Annotated in this window: 21 protein-coding genes and 2 pseudogenes; 12 read left to right on the top strand and 11 right to left on the bottom strand. The window is 64.9% G+C overall.

The genetic code is table 11. The annotated features are described in order from the left end of the window. Positions 1 to 305, bottom strand: a pseudogene (locus tag FRC96_RS22500) (hypothetical protein); the annotation flags it as partial. Positions 306 to 717: 412 nt separating this feature from the next. On the opposite strand from FRC96_RS22500, the gene FRC96_RS19995 reads away from it, so the two are divergent. The 12 genes from FRC96_RS19995 to pyk all read left to right on the top strand — a co-directional run bounded on the left by FRC96_RS19995 (position 718) and on the right by pyk (position 14,985). Beyond that, entirely contained in the window at positions 718 to 4,515 is a 3,798-nt protein-coding gene (locus tag FRC96_RS19995; protein WP_230470508.1) for a CARDB domain-containing protein, read from the top strand. 56 nt (positions 4,516 to 4,571) lie between these two features. After that, entirely contained in the window at positions 4,572 to 5,504 is a 933-nt protein-coding gene (locus FRC96_RS19990; RefSeq protein WP_146977212.1) for a metallophosphoesterase family protein, read from the top strand. Beyond that, positions 5,501 to 6,403, top strand: a complete 903-nt coding sequence (locus FRC96_RS19985) for a hypothetical protein (protein WP_146977211.1) — start codon at positions 5,501 to 5,503, stop codon at positions 6,401 to 6,403. Before FRC96_RS19990 ends, FRC96_RS19985 begins: the two co-directional genes overlap by 4 nt. 124 nt (positions 6,404 to 6,527) lie before the next feature. Next, a complete protein-coding gene (locus FRC96_RS19980) occupies positions 6,528 to 7,331 on the top strand; it encodes a hypothetical protein (protein WP_146977209.1) in 804 nt (267 codons plus the stop codon). Then, entirely contained in the window at positions 7,324 to 7,863 is a 540-nt protein-coding gene (locus tag FRC96_RS19975) for a DUF1285 domain-containing protein (RefSeq protein ID WP_146977207.1), read from the top strand. Before FRC96_RS19980 ends, FRC96_RS19975 begins: the two co-directional genes overlap by 8 nt. A gap of 118 nt (positions 7,864 to 7,981) precedes the next feature. Beyond that, entirely contained in the window at positions 7,982 to 8,392 is a 411-nt protein-coding gene (locus FRC96_RS19970; protein WP_146977205.1) for a PilZ domain-containing protein, read from the top strand. A 10-nt stretch (positions 8,393 to 8,402) separates the two neighbouring features. Continuing rightward, complete coding sequence (locus FRC96_RS19965; RefSeq protein WP_146977203.1) at positions 8,403 to 9,641, top strand: CDP-alcohol phosphatidyltransferase family protein; 1,239 nt, start codon at positions 8,403 to 8,405, stop codon at positions 9,639 to 9,641. Positions 9,642 to 9,788: 147 nt separating this feature from the next. Continuing rightward, positions 9,789 to 10,637 carry a hypothetical protein gene (locus FRC96_RS19960; protein ID WP_146977201.1) on the top strand — a complete coding sequence of 283 codons (849 nt, stop codon included), beginning with the start codon at positions 9,789 to 9,791 and terminating at the stop codon, positions 10,635 to 10,637. Positions 10,638 to 10,647: 10 nt separating this feature from the next. Further along, the gene (locus FRC96_RS19955) at positions 10,648 to 11,796 is read left to right on the top strand and encodes a molybdopterin-dependent oxidoreductase (protein WP_146977200.1); all 1,149 of its coding nucleotides are present in this window, start codon (positions 10,648 to 10,650) and stop codon (positions 11,794 to 11,796) included. A gap of 95 nt (positions 11,797 to 11,891) precedes the next feature. Continuing rightward, positions 11,892 to 12,308, top strand: a complete 417-nt coding sequence (locus FRC96_RS19950) for a hypothetical protein (protein ID WP_146977198.1) — start codon at positions 11,892 to 11,894, stop codon at positions 12,306 to 12,308. A 132-nt stretch (positions 12,309 to 12,440) separates the two neighbouring features. Then, entirely contained in the window at positions 12,441 to 13,526 is a 1,086-nt protein-coding gene (locus FRC96_RS19945) for a hypothetical protein (RefSeq protein WP_146977196.1), read from the top strand. 40 nt (positions 13,527 to 13,566) lie between these two features. Further along, complete coding sequence (gene pyk, locus FRC96_RS19940) at positions 13,567 to 14,985, top strand: pyruvate kinase (protein ID WP_146977194.1); 1,419 nt, start codon at positions 13,567 to 13,569, stop codon at positions 14,983 to 14,985. A gap of 137 nt (positions 14,986 to 15,122) precedes the next feature. Here the strand turns inward: pyk and FRC96_RS19935 are convergent, their stop codons facing one another. The 10 genes and pseudogenes from FRC96_RS19935 to FRC96_RS19890 all read right to left on the bottom strand — a co-directional run bounded on the left by FRC96_RS19935 (position 15,123) and on the right by FRC96_RS19890 (position 24,802). Then, the gene (locus FRC96_RS19935) at positions 15,123 to 16,046 is read right to left on the bottom strand and encodes a GGDEF domain-containing protein (RefSeq protein ID WP_146977193.1); all 924 of its coding nucleotides are present in this window, start codon (positions 16,044 to 16,046) and stop codon (positions 15,123 to 15,125) included. 217 nt (positions 16,047 to 16,263) lie between these two features. Next, the gene (locus tag FRC96_RS19930; protein ID WP_146977191.1) at positions 16,264 to 17,622 is read right to left on the bottom strand and encodes a glucose-6-phosphate isomerase; all 1,359 of its coding nucleotides are present in this window, start codon (positions 17,620 to 17,622) and stop codon (positions 16,264 to 16,266) included. Between the two features lie 109 nt (positions 17,623 to 17,731). Continuing rightward, positions 17,732 to 19,093, bottom strand: coding sequence for an aminomethyl-transferring glycine dehydrogenase subunit GcvPA (gcvPA, locus tag FRC96_RS19925; RefSeq protein WP_146977190.1), 1,362 nt, complete (start codon positions 19,091 to 19,093; stop codon positions 17,732 to 17,734). A 2-nt stretch (positions 19,094 to 19,095) separates the two neighbouring features. Beyond that, positions 19,096 to 19,488, bottom strand: coding sequence for a glycine cleavage system protein GcvH (gene gcvH / locus FRC96_RS19920; protein WP_146977188.1), 393 nt, complete (start codon positions 19,486 to 19,488; stop codon positions 19,096 to 19,098). Between the two features lie 48 nt (positions 19,489 to 19,536). Further along, entirely contained in the window at positions 19,537 to 20,640 is a 1,104-nt protein-coding gene (gene gcvT, locus FRC96_RS19915) for a glycine cleavage system aminomethyltransferase GcvT (RefSeq protein WP_230470507.1), read from the bottom strand. A 206-nt stretch (positions 20,641 to 20,846) separates the two neighbouring features. Continuing rightward, positions 20,847 to 21,722: pseudogene (locus tag FRC96_RS19910) on the bottom strand (bifunctional 5,10-methylenetetrahydrofolate dehydrogenase/5,10-methenyltetrahydrofolate cyclohydrolase); the annotation flags it as partial. Between the two features lie 102 nt (positions 21,723 to 21,824). Then, positions 21,825 to 22,253, bottom strand: a complete 429-nt coding sequence (locus FRC96_RS19905) for a thiol-disulfide oxidoreductase DCC family protein (protein ID WP_146977184.1) — start codon at positions 22,251 to 22,253, stop codon at positions 21,825 to 21,827. Next, positions 22,250 to 22,915: a metal-dependent transcriptional regulator gene (locus FRC96_RS19900; RefSeq protein WP_230470505.1), complete on the bottom strand. Its 666-nt coding sequence runs from the start codon at positions 22,913 to 22,915 to the stop codon at positions 22,250 to 22,252. Before FRC96_RS19900 ends, FRC96_RS19905 begins: the two co-directional genes overlap by 4 nt. A gap of 49 nt (positions 22,916 to 22,964) precedes the next feature. Beyond that, entirely contained in the window at positions 22,965 to 23,867 is a 903-nt protein-coding gene (locus tag FRC96_RS19895) for a metal ABC transporter permease (protein ID WP_146977181.1), read from the bottom strand. Continuing rightward, positions 23,864 to 24,802: a metal ABC transporter permease gene (locus FRC96_RS19890; RefSeq protein ID WP_146977179.1), complete on the bottom strand. Its 939-nt coding sequence runs from the start codon at positions 24,800 to 24,802 to the stop codon at positions 23,864 to 23,866. The genes FRC96_RS19895 and FRC96_RS19890 overlap by 4 nt, the downstream gene beginning before the upstream one ends. Between the last annotated feature and the right edge of the window lie 3 nt (positions 24,803 to 24,805).

The following is a 24,805-nucleotide window of genomic DNA, read 5'->3' as shown; positions in this document are numbered from 1 at the left end:
ATCTCGCGAACCGGCGCTGGCGCGGCCTGCGCCGCGGGTTGCGAAGGCTGAGCCTGCACAGGCTGGGCTCCCGACGCGGCCGGATTGGGACGCGTCACCGGGCGCGAGGGCGTCGCCACCGCGGCATCACTGCCCGACGAGGGCGCTGGCGAGGCCGCCCCCGGACGGGGAATGGTCGCTCGCGCGCCGGAGCTGCTCGCGCTGTCGGCACCTGCAGGCTTCGAAGCCCCGGGTTTAGCAGCGGGTTTCAACCCCAGCCGCGCCTTCAAATCCGAAAGATCTGGCTTGTTATTATTCGTCGACAAGAGCCTTCCTCCTGCTTCTCTTTCAGAATGGTCACCCGAGTCGCTATCGCGGACGGTTCCGCTTCCGGGTGGGGAGTGTCGCGGGGGGGATGAAACGTCGATGTAAGCTAGACCAGCGCTCAAAACTTCGTCAAGGCGCTTCGCCCCGAGCCCGTCGGCGTTTACACGTCTTTAAGGATGCGTTTTGCACCGTCACCATCCCCGTTGATTCGGGCACCTTACCTTGAAATGCGCGAGGGCATTTCGCAGGATGACCGACCTGAGAGAAGCGTGAGTGCGCCCTACCCTCATGGAGTGGTAAGGTCCCGATGGTCGGGCAGCCCCCTGCCGGAGCGCCTCACGCGGACGACCCTACTACGCCGTCAACACTAGCTCACGGCGTAATAAAGCCCCTTCTTCCCCGATGTTACCTATGGCCATGCGCACCTCTGCTTTCTCCTTCTTCTCGGCGCCCGTGTTTGCGCTCTTCGCCGCGTTGATTTGCTTTTCCGGCGTGGGCTGCGGCGACGACCCCGACAGCAGCGGCGCCGGGACGTTGACGATCGACGAGCTTCGCCCCGAGGCCGGCTATCCCGATGTGGAGGTCCGACTGGCGTTTACGATCGCGCCGGCGGAGGGACGCAGCGAGGATGACTTTAGCTGGCGAGTCAGCTTCGGCGACGGCGCCACGCTCAGCGGTGTGGGCGTCGACGGCTCGGCCAGCCACCGTTATGCGTCGGTCGGGGAGTACACCATCGAGGTTGAGGCGCTCTTTGAAGGCAACCGCGCCGACCTGGAGACGATCGCCTACCAGGTCTACGATCCGATTAACGTGGGTGTGGAGTCGGTGAGCGCGCGGCCGACCAACGTGCGCACCGGCGAAGACGCCACGATCTCCTTTGACCTGATCAACCGCACCGCCTCACCGGTGCTCACCGATGTGCCGGTCCGCGCATACCTTTCGGCCGACTCTCAGGTAACGCGCGACGACCTCACGGGGCTCACGGTGCTTGGCGAGACGCTCGTTGAGGGCGCCACCGACGACGCTGAAGTACTCGCCGGCGGCGCCACCCGTAACGTGGGCTTCTCGGCGGCCGTGCCCGAGGTGGCGTCGGGCTCCTACTTCGTCGCTGTGGTGATGGATCCGGACGGGGAGCTCGCAGACACCGACCCCGACGACAACATCGCGGTAAGCCTGAGCCCGCTGCGCGTGGAGAACTTCGACGCGGGCCTTGCCGACATCAGCGTCTCGGAGCTCGTGGTGAGCCCGGACCGCGCCTTCCCTACGCTGAACCGCCTGACCCGCGGCTTTGTCCTGGAAAATCGCGGAGGCGAAGACGTCTTTAACGTGGTGCACCGAACCTACCTGCAGGTGGGAAATCCGGTGCGCGATGACTCCGCCATCCTCATCCACGAGAGCGCCCCGATAGGGCTGCCCGCGCAGGCATCCCGCGTCATCGGCCCGGAGGTCTTTGTCCTGGACGAGGAGCTCATCCCCGAGCCGGAGAGCGACCTTGAGGTGTACCTCTTCGTCGAAGCGTTCTCCGAAGATGGTGACGTTGAGGAGAGCACCCTCGACAACAACGAGCTGGCGCTGGAGACCCCGATCGTGGTGTCCGACCAGCTCGTCGACGGCCCGGACATCGCCGTGCGGGACTTCACGGTCACGCCGCAGAGCACCTACCTCGGCGGCAACCTCGAGGTCGTCGCGACGATCGCCAACGAGGGCACCCTGGATGTGGGCAGCTTCTTCTGCGGCGTCTACCTGGGGCTGGAGGCGCGGGCTAACGTCGACAACGATCTGCGCATCACCAACATCAACGTCGCCGCGCTGGCCAGCAGCGCCACCCGCGAGGTCGAGCGCACGATTAACGTGCCGATGCTCGTGCGCCCCGGCGTCTACTTCCCCTACCTGGTGTGTGACCCGCTGGGGGCCATCGACGAGCCCTTCCGCTCCAACAACACCGCGCTCCAGCTCGAGGCGGTGAACATCACCGATGAGGCGGACATCGATCTTTTTATCGCCTCACTCACCGTGCCCACCGCTGCCGCTCAGGGTGAACTGGTCACGGTGAGCGCGGAGGTCTGCGTGGACGGCTCCAACGCCTCGGGCGCCACCGCCGGAGCGCTCTTCCGTTCGGCGGGCACCTCCGTGGACTTCGGCGCCGAGCCCATTGAGACCTTCGAGATCCCCAACATCAACCCCGGGGAATGCGAGGAGCTTGAGTTTGAGGTCGAGGCCCAGTGCGCCGACTTCGTCGAGCAGCAGAGCTTTGGCATGGCGGTCGACACCAACGAGCTGCTGCCTGAAGAGAACGTCACCAACAACCGTCGCACCGGCTCCAACCCGCTTGTGGTCGAGGGCCCCTTCTGCACCTGCGTTGAGGATGCCAACAGCCCGAACCATGAGGTCTTCGATGCGGTCACGATCGGAGCCGGAAGCCAGGACGCGGCGGTCTGCGTACCCAACACCTGCGACTTCTACGAGACCCAGGTGAGCGCCGGGCAGTCGCTGATCGTCACGACGCGTTTTGATGGCGAGCGCGGCGCGTTGCAGACCACCCTCTTCGCGCCTAACGGCTCGGAGCAGCTGGCGCGTGCGTCCAACGATGATGAGCAGCAGGTGGCGGTCTTTCTGGCACCGGAGAGCCGGGTGTACCCCTACTCGATCTGCGGTCGGAGCGCCGGCGATCAGAACTACTATGAGCTTGATGTGCAGGTGCTCGACCTTGCGGACGACGTCGATGTGCTTCCGAGAGCTCTGGAGCTTCCCCCGCAGACCACGTGGTCAGCAGGCGCGACCATCGACCTGAGCGCCGAGGTTGTGAACATCGGCGATGAGGCCACCGGCAGCTTCGAGGCCCGCGTGGTCCTGACGGCCACCCGTGAGCTCGGTGGTGAGGGTGATATCACGCTGGGCAACTTCCCCATCGACTCCATTGCCTCGGGCTCGAGCCGCCAGCTTACCCTCCCGGTGCAGCTGAGCGCGGGCCTTGCCGATGGCACCTACCACCTGGCGCTGGTGCTCGACCCGGCAGGCGCGCTCAACGAATCCCGCGTGAGCAACAACGCCGCGTTTAGCGCCTCCTTTGAGGTCTTCACGCGCTGCTTCGATCCCTTCTCCCCCAACGCCTCGTTTGATGACGCCGCGTCACTCTCCGAGGGCAGCTTCAGCAACCTTTTGGCCTGTGCCGGCCAGAGCGACTACTACGAGATCTGCGTCGGAGACGGGCAGCAGTTCGACGCCACCATCAACTTCCTCAACAGCCAGGGCGACCTCGATCTGCGCCTCTTTGCCGCCGACCGCAGCGTCATCGACACCTCCGCGCGCAGCGGCGTGGACCAGGAGCAGGTCGGCGTCGACTACGTCAACGGGGCGCAGTGCTACTACCTGCGCGTCTCGCTGGTTCCCATCGACCCGGACGCGTCCACGACCTACACCCTGGATCTGGACGTGCGCGAGGTGGACCCGGCGCTGCGCTGCGACGGGGACTTTGAGCCCAACAACGATCTCGACAACGCCACGAGCCTCCGCGCCGCCCTCGACGCTCCGGCCGCCCTGGATCGCTGCCCGGTGGGTGACGTCGACGTCTACCACGTCGAGTTGGCCGCCGGGCAACCGGTGACCCTGCGGGCCAACCTGGAGCCGGCCGCACAGCCCGGGATCTTGCGTATGCAGATCTACCGCCCCAATCGCACCCCCGATGATCTTGATGAGAGCGCGCCGGGGCTGCCCCGCGCCGAATTGGTCAACTACGTACCACCGGTCTCCGGGCGATACTTCGTGGAGATCTCGGTCGGCGGAAGCGAGCGTCGCGTCACCTACACCCTGGAAGCCGAAGACCTTCCGGGCATCGATCTGAGCGCCACCAACCTCACGATTGGACCGGGCTCCTATCAGGAAGGCGACGTGGTGCGCTACGGCTTCGACCTCACCAACGCCGGTGGCGAGGCCGCCGCAGCGCCCTCCTACGAGGTCTTCCTGGGCACCTCGGCCATCCGCAACGACACCGAGGACATCTTCCTCGGTGAGTTCACGCTCGGCGATGTCGCCCCGGGGCAAACGCTGGAGGTCACCGGTCAGGTCGCGCTACCCGCAGGCTACACCCCGGGCACGGGTTACCTGCACGTGGTCGTTGACCCTCTGGATGAGTTCGGGGATGTTAACCGCGCCAACAACGTCGCCAGCCGCACCATTGAGCTTATTGAAGCTCAGGGCGGCACCCCTTGACGCGCTCCGGCTCCGGTCGTTGAGCGCCCCAACCGCTCAACTTCAGGAGCCGCGCCATGCGCATTGGCCATATCTCCGACCTTCATATCCTCGCCATCTCCGATGTCCGCCCCTGGCAGTATCTGAACAAGCGGATGATTGGTGGCCTCAACCTGCTGCTCAATCGCTCCAAGGCCCACTCCTCGGTGGTCGTCGAGCGGGCGCTCGAAGCGCTGGCCTCCCTGGATGTGGATCACATCGTCATCAGCGGCGATCTGACCAACCTGGCGCTGGATTCCGAGTTCGCGGCTGCCGCCGAGATCATCCGCAGCATCGAGTCGGCCTCCACCCGCGTGAGCATCGTGCCTGGAAACCACGACTACTACACGCCGGGCGCGGCCCGAGAAGGAAGGTTCGAGCGCCACTTTAAGGATTACCTCGTAAGTGACCTCCCTGAGTACCAGCTTGAACGGGGCTACCCCTTCTGCCACCTCCGCCAGGACGTGGCGTTCATCGGCCTGAACAGCGGACTTGCCACGCCCTGGCTCTTCGCCACCGGCAAGGTTGCTGAAGATGAGCTTGAGCAGGCCTCCCGCATGCTCGACGACGAAAGACTCAAGTCTCGCTTTAAGGTTGTGGTGGTACACCACCCGCTGATGGCCGATGAGCACCACCGCTTTAACTTCAACCGCCGCCTGCTCAACGCCGACCAGGTGCTCACGACGCTGCGGCAGAAGAACGTCGACTTGATCCTTCACGGCCACAACCACTACCTCTCGGTGCTGCAGGTGCCCAAACTTGGCGAACCGGGCACGACCTTTGTGTGTGAGGCGGGCAGCACGTCGATGGAAGGCGGCGACCCGGTAATGGCCGGAAAGTTCAACATCTACACGGTCGAAGACGGCGCGTTGGCCGAGATCGAGACCCACCTCTTCGAGAGCCACGAGTCGGGCTTTCGGCCCTTCCGCTCCGAGGTCTTTCGTCAGCGTGTTGAGGAGCAAGCCGGGTGACGCAGGCGGAGTTTTCCAACGAAGCGCTGGCCCACGCGCTGGGTCTTAGCCTGCGCCACGAGGGGGATACCCGGGTGATCGAGCGCCGGGGGCTCAGCGCACGCGTGAGAGCCGCCGCCCTGCCCTCCCCCGATACCGCTATCCGGCGCGCGACCGCCGCCTGGGCCCTCTACGGCATTCGCCTGGGGCTGGACGTGGAGCATGCGCAGCGAGATGCGCCAAGGAAGGAGCCGCGCTTTCGCCGCACTGCGGTGCAACGCTACCACGAGGCGCCGACCTTCTACGGGGATCACCTGCTGCATCTCGTCCCCCGATGGACACGGCGTTGGTTCGAGGTCGTCAGCCAGGAAGACGCGCTCTGGCAACCAGCCCTGGACTCCGGGGGAAACCTCGAGGCCGTCATCATCCATGAGACCGGTCTGCGTATCGACGTGATAACCCGCGCGCGGCAGGAAGCCGGCGATACCGAGGAGGCGACGCGCTGGGAGAAGGCCCGCACCGCGCTCTTTTACAACTCCTACAAGGTCCGCGGAACGACCTCCAGAGAGGTCGAGGGCGTGCGACTGCGCACCCTCTCGACGACCGAGGGTTTTGGGGCGTCCCGCGCGCTTGTGATGCCGGAGCTCGACTTCGACAGCGCCCAGGATCGAGGCTTGATCGCCACACCGACCCGCGATCATCTGCTGATCGTTCGTCCTGATCCCCCCGGTGAACACGAGCGCCAGAAAGCCAAGGCAACACTTTCAGAAAGCCTAAACCATCACTTTAAAAATCACCCTTTCCCCCTGACCGATGCCCACTGGCAGCTTGAGCGCGACGCGCTTCGACTGGTCCCCGGGGACTGGTCCTGGCCGGGCCACGATCTGCCAGACCCCGCAGACCTCTGGTGCGCGGACTGACGCCCGCGAGGATTCCGGATGGACCGCCGCCGATCGTTGACCCGCTGCACAGGTGTTTATCGTTTCGCCCGAGCGCGAGTTTCGCCATCCCCCTTCTTCCCTTATCCCTTGAAGCCGACCTTCTATGAACGACCATCTGGCCTACATCGCCGAGAGCCTGCGCCTCGCCAACCTGCAACCCTCCGAGGTCGCGGGCACCTTTAACGTTGCGATGGGCCGTGGCCCCTCCGCGCGGAAAGCGAACGTGGATCCCGGCCCCCTTCTTGAGCGCCTCGCGCAGAGCCACGACGATCGCATCAAGGCGCTTATCAGCGGCTTCGTCAGCGGCGTGGAGCATGCGCTTCTTGAGCCACGTCACTCCAAAGCCTCCGAATGGAGCTTTGTGGAGAGCGCCGGCGCGTTGATGCCTGTTTACCAGCCACCCACGTTTGCGATGGGGGTAGAGGCCGTACACGGCCACCCGGCCTGGGTTCAGCCTGTCAGCGACGAGGTGGTCTGCGCCTACGTCATCCGCATCAGCCCGGGACTGCGCGTGCTCACCACCGATCAGTTCGACCGATGGGGGGCGACGGCAGACCGCGTCTTCGCCGGCGCGCGGAGCATGCTCTTCCATCGCACCCGCGAACTTCAGTCGCGCCAGTTTGAGGACTACCTTCACGTTCGGCGCCTGCACGCCGGCGACGGTCACGACGCGGCGCGCGCCATGGTCTACGCCGACGCCTTTTACACCGAGGTCGGCTCTGGTCTGCGTTTCTCACTCCCTTCCCCCGATCATCTGCTGGTGATTCACGAGTCCAGTGACGGGAACCTCGAGCAGCTTCGCGCGGCCACCGACGAGGTCTTTGAAACCAGCGACACGCCGATGACCCGCGCGATCTTCGCGTTTGAGCGCGGTCGTCCCGTTGTGGTGGAGGAGCGTCATGGCTGATCACGATAACAACGCCTCCCCGTCACACGACAGCATCGATCCCACGCTCCCCCCGGTGGTCCAGGACTTCCTGCGTCAGGGCGGAACCCTGCAGGAGATCCGTCTCGACGCCAACGGCACCTGGCTGCACGAGGGCCTTCGTTTTGAAAACCAGCGCGTCGTCGACCTCTTCAGCCGCAGCGTCAACCGCACGGAAGGCGGCACCTGGGTGCTGGAGATCGGGCGATTTACCTACCCCATCGTCGTCGAAGACACCGGCTTTTTCGTGGATCGCGCCGACTGGGAGGCCGTCCCGCCGCGCATCTGGCTGAGCGACGGCACCAAAGAGGATCTGCACGCCAACACTCTGCGCTACGCCGAGGGCGGCCGTCTCTACGCGCCCGTTAAGGAGGGGCGCTTCGAGGCGCGCTTTAAACGCTCTGTGTATCACAGCATCGCCGACTACCTGGCGGAAGACGCGCGCGGCTATGTGCTGCGACTGCCCGGCGGCGATCTTCGTCTGCACGAGGACGACAACGCGTCGGAAAAATAGTTGCGCCTCCGATCTCCCGGGTTAACCTGCGGCGGTCGCATCGGGCACGGGGTTGTGCCCTTCACGCGACGACGACCACGGATCGGTCGACCCACGCTTTTCAGACACGGAGGTCATCATGAGCGCATCCCCCCTGAACATCGACGCCCCCGCCACCACCGAGCTTCGCTCCGGCCCGGGCGCACCGATCTTTGAACCCGGCCCGCACACCCGCATCCGCCGCCACGCCACCCGCGCCATCGCCACGATGACCTGGAGCGGCGGCCCGCGCGAGATTTTTGGACAGGTGGTCAACGTCAGCCTCAACGGTTGCCTGGTCAAAACCGAATCGACCATCGCCGACGGCACCGAGGTCGACCTGACGGTGACCGTCATCGGGGGCCCTGAGGTCCAGAAGTTCGCGCTGCGCGCCCTCGTCCGCCGCCGCACCGAGGTCGCCGGACGACGCGCCTACGGGCTCGAGTTCCTCTGCGAGAGCTCCGACGAGCGCGAGCTCGCTCAGCAACTCTACGCCGAGACGGCGCGCTGAGCTGCCTGTTATGACCACCATCGCCATCACCGACCCGGGCACCCTGCCCGACGAACTCTCCCCGGATGTGGAGATCGCCGGGCTCGCCCTGATCGACCGCATCGCCCGGATGTGCCTTGTCAGTGGCGTCGCGACAGTCGTGATCGTGAGCGACGCCCGCTGGGCCGCCCCCCGGTTGAGCGAGGCGCTCTCTGGGGCGACACGTCGGCGCGGCGAAGTCCATATCGTCGATGCGAGCCAGGTCGCGGCGCTGCTCGAAGATCTTCAGCCGAGCGTCCTGCTGACGATCCCCGCCGACCGCGTCTTCCAACGCGCGGTGGTGCAACGCGCCGTCGAGCGCTGCGAGGCAGGCCGCACCGGCGAGCGGCTAAATCTCGGTGAACACCAGATCCACGCTGTGGCGTACACACAGAATCAAGACGGGCTGGCCGAACTCGCGGCGCTTCGCGCCGCTTCGCCCTCGCCGACCGATGCCCACACCTCTGAGGGATGGTCCCTTCTGCTGCGCGGACCCGAAGACGTCGCTCGGGCGGAAAACGCCCTCTTCAACGACTGCCGCAAACCGCAGGACGGCATCGTCTCGCGCCACCTCAACCGTCACTTGAGCCTGACGATGAGCCGCGCGCTCGTCGCCACGCCCGTCGGCCCTAACCACATCTCGGCGATCACCTTCTCGCTGGGCATCGCCGCCGCTGTGGCCGCCGGCGTCGGGGGTTATGCAGCCTTTCTCGCTGCGGGGATCCTCTACCAGCTCAACTCGGTCATTGACGGCGTCGACGGAGAGCTCGCCAGAGTCCGCTATGAATTCAGCGTCCTCGGCGAGTGGCTCGATACGGTGAGCGACGACCTCTCCGACCTGCTGCTTTACATCGGTCTGGGCGTGGGCGCCTGGCGCACAATGGAGACCGGGCTGGCCACCATCGGCCCCGACATCTGGCTCTACCTGGGCCTGGCCGCCGGCGCCGGCAAGCTCGCCAGCATGATCGTGTATTACCGCTGGCTGATTGCCCGAGGCCGCGGCGACCTCCTGGCCTTCGAGTGGAGCTTTAAGAGCGAAGACACATCCCCCTCGCCGCTCAAGCGCGCGCTCTCCCTTCTGCACTACGCGTTTCGCAAAGACTTTATCGTCTTCGTCGCAATGCTCATGGCCATCGGCGGGGTCCTGCCTTACCTTCTTGTCGTACTGGCACCAGGGAACGTCATTGTCGCCCTCAGCGTGGTCTTGCAGCAGCTTCGCGGGCAACGCTGAGCGTTCGGCCCTTGATCGCCTCTGGTATCACCCGATCACTGCGGTTAAGCTGGCTGCCTGCTGAAGCTCAGGGCTGTCTTTGATTCCCTCCTTTCGGGTTTGCGCATGCGCGATATCACCCCTCGGATCGTGATCCGAACGATCGCAATGAGCCTGGCGCTCCTGCTGCTCATGCCGGCAAGCCCGGCCGTCGCCGGAGCCTGGACCCAACCCGACCGTGGCTTCTACGCCAAGCTCAGCCTGGGCCACGCGCGCGCCGACCAGCAGTACAAAGAAACCGGCGAGACCTTCCAGCTGCTCAGCGACGACGTCGCGGGCACCTTTGCCTCCACAGCAGCCTTTGGCTACGCCGAGTACGGCATCTTGCCGCGCCTGACCCTTTACGGCAGCGCCGCGTTCCAATCCCTGACGCTGGAGAGCGACCTCCAGCGCGCCCGCGTCAGCGGGCTGGGTGACGTCTGGCTGGGGGCTCGCGCAAGCATCATTGAAGCCCCGGTGGTCCTCTCCGCCTACGCCGCCACCAAGTCCCCGACCGGCTACACCGCCGATCCCGACCCGATGGTCCCCACCCTCGGTAACGGCGTCCGCGAGCATGAGCTCGGACTCTCCGTGGGGGCCAGCCTCTGGCCGCGTCCTTTCTACGCCTCGATGAGCGTGGGTTATCGTCTGCGTGGCGATCGTCAGGCAGCAGGCGGCGAGCGCGTGACCATGTACGACGAGATCCCGATCATGGCCGAAGTGGGCTGGGCGCCGCACGACGCGGTCTGGATCCGTGGCGTAGCACAGTCCGTCATCGGGCTGGGACCACCGGAGGCGCTCGACATCTTCAACCTCACCCCGCTCACCCAGAGCTACTTGAAAGTCGGCCCCAGCGTGATCGCCAGCATCCCGGGCGATGTTCAGCTGAGCCTGGACGTGATGCTCACCCCCTGGGGGGTCAACACCGTCCAGAGCACCGACCTCATCGTCGGTGTCGCCTACGAGTTCGCCCCCTGATGGAGCCTTTATGACGCGTTTTAACCGCCGTGAGTTTCTAAAAACGCTCGCCACAGGCTCTGCTGCGCTGCTCGCGCTGCGCTTTACGAGCGGCTGCGAGTTCGTCGATGTGGAGACCTTTGGCACCGCCGGCGCCACCCCCTTTGTGACCCCCCAGGACGACGGGGTGTGGTTCTGGCAGAGCGGCAACTCCATCGCCAAAGAAGATGCCCCTGACATCGCCGCCGACGACTGGCGATTGACCATCACCACCGGAGACCAGGAGCTCGGAGCGCTGACCTACCAGCAGCTTCGGGAGCTGGGCGCAGAGGGCGAGGAGCTGACCTACTTCAAGACCCTGCGCTGTGTCTTCAGCCTTAACCTCGGGCCCCTGCTTACCAGCCTGATCGCCAACGGCCTCTTCACGGGCGTGCCGCTCGCTGCGGTGCTCGACGCGATCGCAATCCCACAGGACGCGGTCAAGATCCGCACCTTCGGCGCCGATGGGTTCACCAGCAACATCCCGCTGGAGCGCCTCACCTCCGAAGACCAGCTTCCCGTGATGCTCGCCTACGAGCTCAATGGCGAGCCCTTGAGCCGACTTCGCGGCGGCCCCGTGCGCCTGATCATCCCGGAGATGTGGGGCTACAAAAACATGAAGTGGCTGGAGCGCCTGGACTTCACCGCCAGTGACGAAGCCTTTGGTGTCTATGAGACGGTGCGCTTCCGGGGCGTCGAGAGCATCGACGCGCCCGGAAAAATGGCCCTGGCCAACCACACCATCACCCTGGCCGGGCGAAGCGCCACACTGGAAGGCCCGGATGTCACGATCGTGGGAGTGGCCGTCAGCGGCGACGCGGCGATCACCGAGGTCCGCTTCAGCGTCGACGATGGCCCCGAGGAGCAGGCGGACCTTCTCGGCGATGACGCCGATGAGGTTCGTCAGAGCCTCTCGCCAGCGCTGCAGACCCTGATGGCCGACGCTGCGCAGAGCGACGACGAGTGGCCGCTCCCCAACGTCTGGGTTCGCTGGAGCGCCACCCTCGAAGGGCTAAGCCCCGGCTCGCACACCCTCACCGTGCGCGCATTCGACTCCCAGGGTCGCGCGCAACAACTCGACACCGGCGACCCACTCACGGTGGCCCAGGCGGTGCGCGTTCCTTTTGAGATTTCCGGTTGAAGCGCGGCCGTTGGCTTGACTTCGCCGGTGACTTCGCAAGATTTGGCGCTCCTTACAACCGCACCCGCTTTGCTTTGCTACCGACTGAGGACGATATGCCCACCATTCGAGGTCCACTTCAACAACTTGAATCCGAGCTCGGGAGCCTCTCTCGCGAGTTGATCCGGGTCGAAGCGCATATCCGACGCGGTGAGCTACGCGCCGCGCGCGCCCGTCTTGGCGGACTGCGAGCTCAGCTGGACATGAGCGACACCAACGCCAGCACCGCCAACCAGCTCGCTGTGATCGGCGCTCAAGTCGGGTTGATGTCCGGAGGCTCCGACTGGCTACGCGGGCGTCTCCCCGCCGCCCTGCTCTGCGCTGCCGGTGGCTGGCTCTACGGTCAGTCGGCGCTGGAGTCCCGTCGACGGGAGCTACGCGAACTCCGCGCCCACACCGAAGCCCTGGCCGCCGAACTTGAAAACGCCCTCGCATCGACGGGCGACGCCCCCCCCAACTCCGCACAGGGCTAGAGGGCCTGCGCGGGTCGACAGGCCCGCGAACCCGGTTGCATTCAGCGCGGCAAGAACCTAGTCTGAGCGCGGTTTCTCAAGCTGACTTTTGCCCTGCGCCCGGTGGTGGCCGGCCCAACCTGTGGAGTCTCGATGGATCTCGATCGCGCGCGCAACTCATCTGCCCGCGGCGCTGCGCGCCGGGCCATTCTGACGCTGCTCTCCCTGCTCTTGCTCGCGCTGCTTTCGGCATGTTCCGGCGTAGACGCTCCCATCGTCGCCACTGACACCGGAGAGGACGCCTCGGAGAGTGACGCGACCGACGACACGTCTCCCGACCCTGTGGACACGGGCAACGACGCAGATGACGTCGACACCGCCCCCGATCCCTGCCCGGTCTGCTGCGCTGGCACCGCGCGCTGCGGCGCCGGAGGCGCACGCGAGGTGTGCAACGAGACCGGCACGGCCTACGAGCCCGACCCGTGCGAGGAGGGCTCCTCTTGCAGCGCCGGCGTCTGTGAGCCGGACCCAATCTGCACGCCGGGAGAGTCGCGCTGTGTCGACGCCCAGACCCAGCTCACCTGCCGCGCCACCGGCCTGGCCTACCGTACCGACACCTGCACCGGGGGCCAGGTCTGCGCCGCCGGTGAGTGTCGCGATGGTCTGGCCAACGGCGCCGAGTGTTCCGCCGACAGCGAGTGCGCCGGCGGCAGCTGTCTGAACGTGGGCGGCACCTCCTACTGCACCAGCAACTGTCAGAGTGCGTCCTGTGGTGACAACGAGGCCTGCTGGAACGTCGAGGGCATCGAACATCAGCAGGAGCCTCACTGCCTGGAGCGATGCCAGGTCAGCTGCGCCCGTGAAGACATGCGCTGTGTAGCCGTGCACACCGAGGTCGATGGCGAGATCGCCTGGGCCAACGCGTGTGTCCCTGACGCCTTGAAGTCCATCGGCGCGCGCTGCACCTCCAACACCGAGTGCGCCTCGGAGACCTGCCGGCTGGACTACTTCTCGGACTCCGACGATATCGCCATCGGCTATTGCACGCGCAACTGCCAGGCCGGAGGCTGCCCCGAAGGCAGCGAATGCATCGCCATTGGCGGTGAGCAGTGGTGTCAGCCCCGCTGCTCCGAGGGCGTTTGCCCTCTGGACCCTGCTGGCAACAACCTTCGTATCATCTGTGGAACGCGCCAGATCGTGGGAACCATCGAGAACGCCTCGGTGTGCCTCGACTCCTGAACGCGTCGTTTTTCATGCTCTTTGAACCATTGCGGTGACCATGCGCCACGCCAAAATTGTCTGTACTCTCGGGCCCGCCTCCAACTCTCCAGAGGTCCTCACCGAGATGATCAAAGCCGGGATGAACGTCGCCCGGCTCAACTTCTCCCACGGCTCCCACGACGACCACCGCGCCACCTACACCATGGTGCGTGAGCTCTCGCGGGAGCTACGTCGACCGGTGGCCATCCTCCAGGATCTTCAGGGCCCCAAGATTCGGGTGGGTACCTTTGAGACGGGCTCCGTCGAGCTGGCGCGTGGCGATGAGTTTGTGATCACGGTCGACGACATCATTGGCGACCAGGAGCGCGTCTCCACCACCTACAAAGATCTCCATCGCGACGTGCGCCCCGGCGACATCCTGCTGCTCGACGACGGCCTGATTCGCCTGCGTGTCGTCGATGTTCAGGGCCCGGACGTACGCACGCTGGTGGAAGTCGCGGGCACGCTCAAAAACAACAAAGGCATCAACCTGCCCACCGCCGCCGTCTCCGCTCCCAGCATGACCGAGAAGGATCGCGAAGATCTGGAGTTCGGCATGGAGCTGGGTGTCGACTACGTCGCCCTGAGCTTTGTGCGCTCCGCGCTCGATATTCATCAGCTGCGCTCGCGGATGCCCGAGAGCGCCGCCGAGTCGATCAAGATCATCTCCAAGATCGAAAAACCGCAGGCCATCGCCGAGATCGATGACATCATCGCCGTCTCCGACGGCATCATGATCGCCCGCGGCGACCTGGGCGTGGAGATGCCCCCGCAGAAAGTCCCGATGCTCCAGAAGATGTGCATCGCTCGCGCCAACGAACAGGGGCGGCTCACCATCACCGCCACCCAGATGCTCGAGTCCATGACGGAGAACTTCCGCCCTACCCGCGCGGAAGCCTCCGATGTCGCCAACGCCATCCTCGACGGTACCGACGCGGTGATGCTCTCTGGCGAGACCGCCGCCGGGCGCTACCCGATTGAGGCGGTGCGCATGATGAGCTCGATCATCGAAGAGGTGGAGCGTTCTCCACGCTTCCACTCCCTGCCCGAGCCTCGCTCCATCAGCCACCTCAAGACCTTCCCAAACGCGGTGGCCCGCGCGGCGGCAATCGCCGCCGACGAACTCAACGTCTCCGGCCTGGTGGTCCTGACCACCTCGGGAGCGACCGCCCGGCTGATGATGACCTACCGCCCCACCAACACGATCATCGCCTGCACGCCCTCCGAGCAGGTCTACCGGCAGATGGCCCTCTACTGGGGCGTTGAGCCTTACCTGCTGGAGATGTCACAGAGCACTGACCTGATGCTCCAGCGGGCCGAAGATCTGATGCGCCGCGAGCGCGGCGCCAAAAAGGGCGACGAGATCATTGTCGTGATGGGCTCACCGGCCGGACACGGTACCGAGACCAACCTCATCAAGTTCCACCGCCTGAGCTGAAAAGACGCTCGGCAGATGTGCTGAACAGCCCTCCAAACACAGAGAAGCGGCCGGCAGTGATTACTGCCGGCCGCTACTCTGTGTCGGTGGTTTTAAGACGATCTTCAGACCCAATCGCACACGAACCGATGACGCGGCTATTGACCCACGACGCGATTTCGACCGGTCTCTTTGGCTTTGTAGAGCCGCTCGTCTGCAATCTTGATGAACGCGAACGCGTTGACCTCCGCGCTCATGTCGATCTCCTGAGGGGTCGCAAAGCGCGCCAGATACTCGCGCAGATCAGTCACGCCCATCGAGAGCGTAATGGGGATATCCACGTTATCAAAGGTGAAGGGTTCCTCGCTGATCAGCACGCGGATCTTTTCGGCGAGCTGAATCGCGCGCGCCTTGTCGATCTCCGGCAGGAGCAGAATGAACTCCTCACCGCCGTAACGCGCGAAGATGTCATCGCGTCGAATCGAGCGCACAATCCGCTGCGCCACCTGCTTGAGGATGTGATCCCCGGCCAGGTGTCCGTAGGTATCGTTGACCGGTTTGAAATGATCGATGTCGATCATCACCAGCGAAAGCTCGCGCTGGTAGCGAATGCAACGGCTCAACTCGCGCTCGGTCTCTTTGAGGAAGTAGCGCTTGTTGTAAACCTGAGTGAGGCCATCGGTGGTGGTCAGGCGATAGATCTCGTCGTGGTAGGCCGCCTCGATATTGCTGCCCGAAAGAAACTTGAAGATCGTGCGCCCAATCTTGACCTGGTCACCGTCCATCAGGCGATGCTCGCGCACCGGGCGGTCATTGACGTAGGTCCCGTTGGTCGACTCCAGATCGCGGACCACAATCTCATTGCCCAGGTTGTTAATAACGGCGTGATTCCTCGAGATCGAGTCTTCGTCGATCTGAATATCTACCTTACTGGAGCGGCCAATGACGGTCGAAGGCTGGGCGAGTCCATACTTCTTGCCGAGGTCTCCCCCGTTGATGACCACAAGGCAGGCATCGCGCATCGACGATCCCGACTTGGGGATCTGACTGATGACGGTGACGACGGTGCTGTCCTTACCCATATTCGCCTTCTTCGTCTCCGAATCCGCCGGGGCGGTTTCCACCGAGGTTGGCAGCCGCGCCTCGTTATGAGGCGCAATCGTGCTACGTTGAGCCGACCGGGTGTAGAGCGCCCTCCGGGGCGCGTCCACCTCAGGTCAAGCTCAGGGAGTCAGCGGGATTCTTCCAGGTTGATTAAAGCAAAGTCGCCCCTTGAATGCAAAGCCAACACCGCTCTCCTCAACGCCGAGCTGTCCATGCGCCGGCAGTATCACTCATGGGAACGGCCCCGGTCTCATCCGCCAGAGCTCCATGCTCCGGATGCCCGAGAAGTCCGTGCGCGATCTTCTTGCCGAGCTCAACCCCCGGCTGATCAAAAGCGTCAATGTCCAGCAGCTCGCCGGCGAGCGCGGTGATGACCATCCAGGCGGTCAGGAAGCCCCCCACGCTGGCAGCCCCCGTCGACTCCAGGCGCCAGCAGGCCGTGGGACGCCCCGCCCGTGCAAGCGCCGCGCGAGTACCCTGCGCCTCCGCTTGAAGGATCTCCGCGACGCTGCGCCCTTGCAAATGGCTCAGGGAGGCCGGCAACGATGGCGAGAGCGGGATCGTCAGGTCGGTGCTATGTGAGCGCGTCTCAACGAAGAGGATCTGCTTGTCGTTGGGCCCCTCCATGTAGAGCTGCACCTGGCTATGCTGGTCAATCGCGCCAATGGCTTTTATGGGCGTGATCCCGGTATGAACGCGGGCTCCGCGGCGGTCACGCGCTTTTCCGAGGCTCTCTGCCCAGAGCTGGCGAAACCAGTCGACCAGAGCGTTGAGCCGGTCGGCGTAGGCCATCATCACAAGCTGACCGTAGCCCTGGTCGCCCAGCGCAACATGTTGCGCCGCAATGCGCGCCAGCCCCATCCACGCATCCTCTCCCCCATCGAGACACCGACGCGCCCCGCCGAGAAGTCCGTCGATGTCGTAGCCGGCCAGCGCCAACGGCACCAACGAAACGGCGCTGAGCACGCTGAAGCGCCCCCCGACGTTGGGCGGCACATCGAAGCTCTCCCAGTCTCGCTCCTGCGCCAGCGCCCGCAGGGAGCCCTTCTGAGGATCGGTGATCGCGATGACCTGGCGGTCGGCCTGTTCGCGTCCTACTACTCGAACAAGCGCGTCGTACAGAATCCACAGCTGACTCATCGTCTCAATCGTCGATCCGCTTTTGGTGACCACAACGAGCAGAGTCTTCTGAAGATCCACCTGCTCGAGGATCGCGTGCAGCGTGACCGGGTCGAGGTTCTCGGCAAAATGTGTCCGGATCGCCGCCTTCCAGGCCGGCCCCATCGCCTCAAGCACCGCGCGTGTTCCCAGGCTGGAGCCTCCGATGCCGATGACAATCTGGTCGGTCCAGCCCTCCGCACGTCGCCCCTCGGCCCAGGTGATGAGGTCGATCGGATCGCGCTCAGGCAGCGAGGCAAAACCCAGCTCGCCACTGGCGATACGACGCTGAAGGCTGGTGATCGCGTCCTGGCAGCGGTCCGACCACAGGGTGTCAAAGTCGGGGGAGAGACCTGCCTCAACGTCAAACAGGCCCGCATCGTCGTAGCTGTACATGGGGCTCCTGATAGAAAATGTTGGACTGAGCGGGCAATGCTAAGCGCCGTTCTCCCCCCCGCAAGTCTCTGGTTCGATCAGCCGTGCTCTTGTGGTGCGACGCAGCGTTTTAGAGCGCCGCCTCGACCGCGTCCAGAGCGCGGTCCAGCGATTCCGCGGTGGTCATCTCAGTGCAGGCGATCAGCATATGCCGACTCCATTCGGGTCGCACGCTGCCCAGGTCAAAGCCCGGCGCGATGCCCTTGTCGAGGCAGGCGTCGATCACGTCGCGCGCTGGCGCGTCCAACTCCACCACGAACTCGTTGAAAAAGCTCCCCGAGTACACGCGCCGTCCCAGGCCACGCGCTTCGTAGGCTCGCAGCGCGTGACGAGCTCGAGCCATGTTGAGGCTCGCAAGCTCTTTAAACCCTTCTCGCCCCATCAAGCTCAAGTAAATCGCCGCCGCCAGCGCCATCAGCCCCTGGTTCGTGCAGATGTTGCTGGTGGCGCGAGCCCGACGGATATGCTGCTCACGCGTAGAGAGGGTGAGCACGTAGCCCTCGCGCCCCATCGCGTCGACGGTCTGGCCGGCGAGGCGCCCGGGCATCGCGCGAAGATGCTTCTCACGGGCGGCGAAGATACCGAGCGCCGGACCGCCGTAACTCAGTCCCACTCCCAGGCCCATCCCTTCGCCCGCGCAGATATCGACCCCGTGACTTCCCGGCGGTTTCGCCAGCGCGAAGGCATGAGGCTCATTGAAGGCTGCGACGGTGAGGATCTTGTGTTCCTCCGCCCAGGCCACAAGCTCGCGCGGATCTTCGAGGACCCCGAGAAAGTTCGGTGTCTGGAAGATCACACAGGCCACCCGTTTGGGATCTTCGACCCGCGCCTTGAGGTCGTCGAGATCCATGCGTCCCGTCTCAGGATCGACGTCGAACTCGTGGTAGACCCCGTCCTGGTAGCGCAGGTAGGTCTCGATGACCTCCCGGTACTCCGGGTGAACGTTACGCGCCACAAAGACATGCTCTCTACGGCTGATGCGCTGGGCCATCAGCGCGGCCTCGGCGGTGGCATGCGCCCCATCGTACATCGAGGCGTTGGCGATCGGCATGTCGAGCACCTCCGAGACCATCGACTGAAACTCGAAGATGGTCTTGGTGGTGCCCTGGCTGATCTCGGGCTGATAAGGCGTGTACGAGGTCAGAAACTCCGCACGCAAGAGAAGTTGATTGATCGCCTGCGGCACCACGTGGTCATAACACCCCGCCCCCAACAACGAGACCGTCGAGGGATCGGAGCTCTGATTGCGCGCAGCCAACGCGCCCAGGTGCTGATTGAGCGCGATCTCGCTCATCGGCGCCGGCAAGCTGAGCTCGCGCGCACGCTCGCGCAGCGCTTGAGGAATGCGCTCAAAGAGCGCGTCGATGCTCTCGACACCGATGGCCTCGAGCATCCGGGCGATATCATCTTCGGTATGCGGAATGTAGCGCATGATCAGGACTCGCCATCGTTAAGGAACGCCTCGTAACCGGCGGCGTCCATCAAGGCGTTGATCTCAGCGGGGTCGCTGAGCTTGATGCGCACGATCCAGCCCTCCTGGTACGGGCTCTCGTTGACCAGCTCCGGGGCGTCTTCGAGCGCATCATTAATCGCGACCACCTCGCCAGAGACAGGCGCGTAGACGTCTGAGACGGTCTTCACACTCTCGACCACGCCAAAATCATCTTCGGCGTTAAGCTCCGCTCCGACCTCGGGGAGCTCTACAAAAACGATGTCGCCGAGCGCGTCCTGCGCGTAGTGGGTGATGCCCACAAGCACAGTGCCATCGCCCTGGTCGCTGACCCATTCGTGGTCTTTGGAGTAGCGGTAGGAATCGGGAAGTTGCATGACGGCTCCTCAACGCGAGCATCGCTCGCGAACATGGGGTGGGTAGACTTAGCGCGGACGGCTGTAAAATGGCTTTTTGGAGACCTGAACCGGAAAGCGTCGACCGCGAATCTCAACCTCGGCGCGCTCCACGTCGGTATGCTCCACGTCGATGTATCCCAGCCCAATGCTGGCATCAAGCGTCGGGGCGTATCCACCGCTGGTAAGTTCGCCTACCGGTCTCCCATCCACAAAGATCGCATACCCCGGACGCAGCACCCCACGCCCCTCCAGGCGAAACCCCCGAAGGCGCCGGGTCACGCCCTGAGCCTTGATCGTCTCAAGTGCCGCTTTGCCGACAAAGTCATGGCCGGCATCGAGCTTCACGACCCAACTCAATCCCGCTTCCAGAGGATTGATCTCCGCGCTGAGATCCTGGCCGTAGAGCGGAAGGCGCGCCTCCAGCCGGAGCGTATCGCGCGCGCCGAGACCGCACATCACAAGGTCATTCGGCACATAGCGCTCCACGAGGGTGTCGAAGACCACCGCCCCGCCCTCTCCCGGGATGTAGAGCTCAAAGCCGTCTTCGCCGGTATAGCCGGTGCGGGCCACCAGGGCGTTCACCCCCGCCACCTGCATCCAGGCGCAGCGAAAGAGCTTCAGCGCGGAGAGATCCGCGTCGTCGACCAGGGGCTTGAGCAAGGCTTCGGCCTTCGGGCCCTGCAGCGCAAGCTGCACGTAGTGGTCGGAGGTGTCCTCCAGCGTCGCGTCGACGTTCGGGAGATGCTCCCGCATAAACGCGACATCCTTATGCCGGTTGGCTGCGTTCACGCAGATGAAGACGTGATCTTCGGCGAGTCTGTAGACGATCAGGTCGTCGACGATGCCGCCATCCGGAGCGCACATCACGGTGTAGAGAGCCTGACCATCCACAAGCCCACGCACGTTGTTGGTCACCAGCGCGTCGACAGCTGCGATGGCGTCAGGGCCACGCACCTCCACCTCGCCCATATGGCTGACGTCGAAGAGGCCGACGGCCGAACGCACCGCCAGGTGCTCATCTTTGATGCCCTGATACTGCACCGGCATCTCGAAGCCGGCGAAAGGCACCATGCGTCCTCCCAGCGCGACGTGGCGGTCGTGAAGAGGGACTCGGTCAAGGGAATCAGACATCATGCGCATCCATGATCGGGGCACATCACGCAGCCCGGTGAAGGGTTGGCGCTGTGCGTGTCTCGTGAGCGCTAAGACGCTCAGCGGGGTGTAATGGGGCGAGCACGCCAGGGGGCAAGCCCCACGCCGGAGTCGAAACGGACGCCGGCGGAGGCCGCATCAATGAGCTCGCCATTTCGAAAGATCAAACCATGTCGCACACAGACCGCGCGAATCAGATTTTCCATTAAAGTGGCCACGGTCATCGGGCCCACACCGCCGGGAACCGGTGTGATGGCACCCGCACGCTGCCGCGCCCCTTCAAAGTCGACATCGCCGCGAAGTTTGCCATTTACGCGGCTGATCCCCACATCGATGACGACCGCCCCGGGTCGTATCCACTCGCCGCGAACCAGCCCGGCCACCCCGGTGGCCACCACCAGCACCTCGGCCTGGGAGACGATCTCGGCAAGCTCGCGGGTGTGACGGTGGCAGAGGGTGACGGTGGCGTTGGCGCGGGCCAACATCAGCGACATGGGTCGACCGACGATCACGCTGCGGCCAATCACCACCGCGCGCCGGCCCGTGAGCTCCACACCGGAGGCCGCCAGGAGGGTCATCACCCCACGCGGCGTGCAGGGCTCCAGCACAGCGTGGCCACTCATCAACCCGCCCAGGTTCAGAGGATGAAAGCCGTCAACGTCTTTGCGCGGGTCGATCGCGGTGAGCAGATCGGCGCCGTTCATGTCGCCGGGAAGAGGCAGCTGCAACAAGATCCCGTGGACGTCATCATCGTCGTTGAGACGGCGCAGCGAGGCCAGCACCTCAGCTTGAGTCGCCGTGGCGGGGAGATGCTCCTGGCGAAAGGCAATGCCCACCTTCGCGCAGGCGCGCTCCTTGTGGCGCACATAGATCTCGCTGGCGACGTCGTCGCCCACGCGCACCACCGCGAGCGTCGGAACGATGTCACGACGCGCCAGCGCGGCGGTCGCAACCTCGACCTGCGCAAGCAGCGCGGCGGCCACCGCCTTGCCATTGAGCACCCCCGGCGCTCCGGCCTGTGCCGCCTCGCGAAGCGGCTGTGTCGCGATCTCAAACACCATAGACATTGACCCCGTCCCTTCCGTGGTACCAACCCCCGGCGCACTATAGAAACCGCCCCCTTGCCTGTCTACAACTGCGAACGCCCCATCAGACACACCGATCTACTTCGGTACATCGTCAGGAAGTTCGCGCCGCATCCAGCGCGTCAAGCGGGAGGCCGTCATGCGGTTGTTGGCCACCAGGCGGTAGACCCACTCACTTAACTGCCGAAACCCCGGCACGTAGCGGTACATCCACCAGGGGAGCCGGTACCGCGCGCGCAACGACGCCGCCTTATAGACCGCAGCCGCCCCCCGCCAGACTCGCCCCTCGACATCCACCAAATGAATCGCCTCCAGCAGATCGCGCTGCGATATGGCGTGAAAACGATCGCCGCGCCTCTGCAACGCCACGATTTGAAGCGCGTCGCCGATCTTCATCGCCCAGCGCCGCGCCCAGTAGGTGCAAAATCCACACTCCGCGTCATAGAGCAACGTCGCTTTCTCGGGCGCGTCCTCCACTCGGATGCTCAGGGCGTACGCCTCACTCACGGGGGCTCCACTTCGGTGACCAGCATCTTCGCGGCGAGGCTCTCACTGACGGAGACGTCCTCATCATTGAGCGTCAGGAACATCTGGCCATCGAAACTGAGCACCTCCCGCACGTATACAAGGCCCCCGGGCCGAAGGCCGATGCGATCGAGGTAGCGCAACACCTCCGGGGTCTGGTCGAGCACGCGCTCCACACGCACGCGCATGCCGGCCGTGGCGACGCTCAGCGGCATCACGTCGCGTCGGGAGATCTCGCCATCCGCGCTGGGGATAGGGTCGCCGTGGGGATCAAACTTGGGAAAGCCCAGCGCCTGTTCGATGCGCGCCACAAGGGTGTCGCTTACCGCGTGTTCCAGGCGCTCGGCTTCGGCATGAACCTCATCCCAGCTGTAATCGAGGGTCTTCATCAAGAAGACCTCAATGAGGCGATGGTTGCGGATCACGCGCAGCGCCATCCGACGGCCGGCCTCGGTGAGCAGCGCGCCGCGGTAAGGCAGGTAGTCGACCAGCCCTTCATCCGCCAGCGACTTGAGCATCCCGGTGACCGAGGGCAGTGAGATGTCGAGATGTTCAGCGAGCGCCTTGGTCTTGACCCGTTCCTCGGCCTCCCCCTGAAGATGAAAGACGGCCTTGAGGTAGTTTTCGACCGAAATCGTAGGCATCGACGCATCATCCGAAGCGAGGGATTGAGTTCCAGCGGGGTCTAACAGATCACCCCGAAGGCGACAAGGGCCGGGGCGGCCCGGAGGTGGCCAGCGCGCGTCGCCGCCAGCGCCAGACGCGACCATGCTCTGGCGCGAAGAGAAAGGCCAACGCGTAGAGCACGCCTCCGGCTACGACCACCGCACCGGCCGCCGAGATGTTAAGGCCGATGGCCAGGTACATACCGGCCCAGCTGGCGATGATTCCGTGGGCGGCGCTGATCGCGAGCATCGCCTTAAGGTTGCGCGCCAGCAGGTGCGCGGTGGCCGCCGGCACAATGATCAACGCGATGACCAGCACCGCGCCGACGGCCTCAAACCCCGCGACGGCAGTGACCGTGACCGCGCTCATCAGCCCGTAGTTCAGCGCAGCGACCGGCACGCCCAGCGCCAGCGCAAAGCGCGCGTCGAAGCTGCTCACCGCCAGCCAGCGGTAGAAGATCGCCACCAGCCCCAGAATCAGCGGCGTGCTCCAGGCGACCAGGCTCAGCGCACGGTCACTGACCCCGAGCACATCGCCGAAGAGCAGGCAGTGGGTGTCGATATGCGCGTCGCGCACCCGGGTCGAGAGCAGGATCACGCCCAGCGCAAAGAGCGCGGTGAAGACGACACCGATGGCCGCGTCGCTGCGCACCGTCGGCTGACGGCTGACCCACTCAATGGCCACCGCCGTAAACAGGCCCACCACCGCCGCGCCACCCAGCATCAACGCGCCGTCGAGCGAGCCGGTGACAAGAAAGGCCATCACAATGCCCGGCAGCGCCACGTGCGCCAGAGCGTCCGCGATAAGGCTCATGCGACGCAGGTACAAAAAGACGCCCAACACCGCGCAGGTGATCGCCACCAGGTTCAGCGTGAGCATGCCCCGCCACATCCAATCCCCCCACTGCCAGGGCTCGATCAGAAAGCTCATCGCGCACCTCCGGGCATCGCTCTCTGACGGGCACGGCGGCGGCGTAGCGCCCGGGGCAACGCGCCCCCGACCGGGCCGAAGCCCAGCGCCAGCGCGAAGAAGAAGACCGCCACCAGCACCATCGCCGGGCCCGTGGCCACGCCCTCATACACGTAGGAGAGCATCGCGCCGAGCGCCCCGCTGACGCCGCCCATGACGACCGACGCGACCATCACGCCGGGGAGTTTTTTGGAGAGAAAGCGCGCCGCCGAGGGGGGGATGATCAACATCGCCGCCACCAGAATCACCCCGACCGCCTGAATCGAGAGCACCACCGCCACCGCCAGCGCAGACATCAACCCCAGCTCCAGCCAGTGGGTGGGCAGCCCCAGCGACTGCGCAAAGCGCTCATCAAAGACCATCAGAGAGAGCGGTCGGTAGAAGATCCCGACCAGAACAACGAGCACCGCCCCGGCCAGGGCGACCACCCCGATCTGTGCGGGAGTGACCGCCGCCGCATTGCCAAAGAGATACTCCGAGAGCCCGGCCTGCTGCCCGGTGGGTGAGGCCTGGATATAGGAGAGCAGCACGATCCCCAGACCGAAGAAGGTCGAGAGCACGATGCCGATCGCGGCGTCGGCGCGCACCCGCGGGCCTCGGCTGATCCAGGTGATCGTCATCGCGCCGAGCACCGCGCTGACGAGCGCGCCCAGAAGCAACGCCGGCGCACTCTTGGTGCCGGTGAGCAAAAACGCGATGGCCACCCCGGGCAGCGTGGCGTGCCCGGCGGCGTCGCCCACTAGCGACATGCCGCGCAGCACCATAAAGGTGCCCACCAGCCCGCAGATCACGCCGACGAGCACCGCGGCCAGCAACGCATAGAGCGCAAAGTCGTACTGCAACGAAAAGAACTCGGCGGCGCGGCTCAAGAAGATGTCGGTACTGCCCGTCTCCATCGC

This window comes from Lujinxingia vulgaris (assembly GCF_007997005.1).
In the GTDB taxonomy this organism is placed as follows: Bacteria; Myxococcota_A; Bradymonadia; order Bradymonadales; family Bradymonadaceae; genus Lujinxingia.
This window is presented reverse-complemented; position numbering and strand designations above follow the sequence as displayed.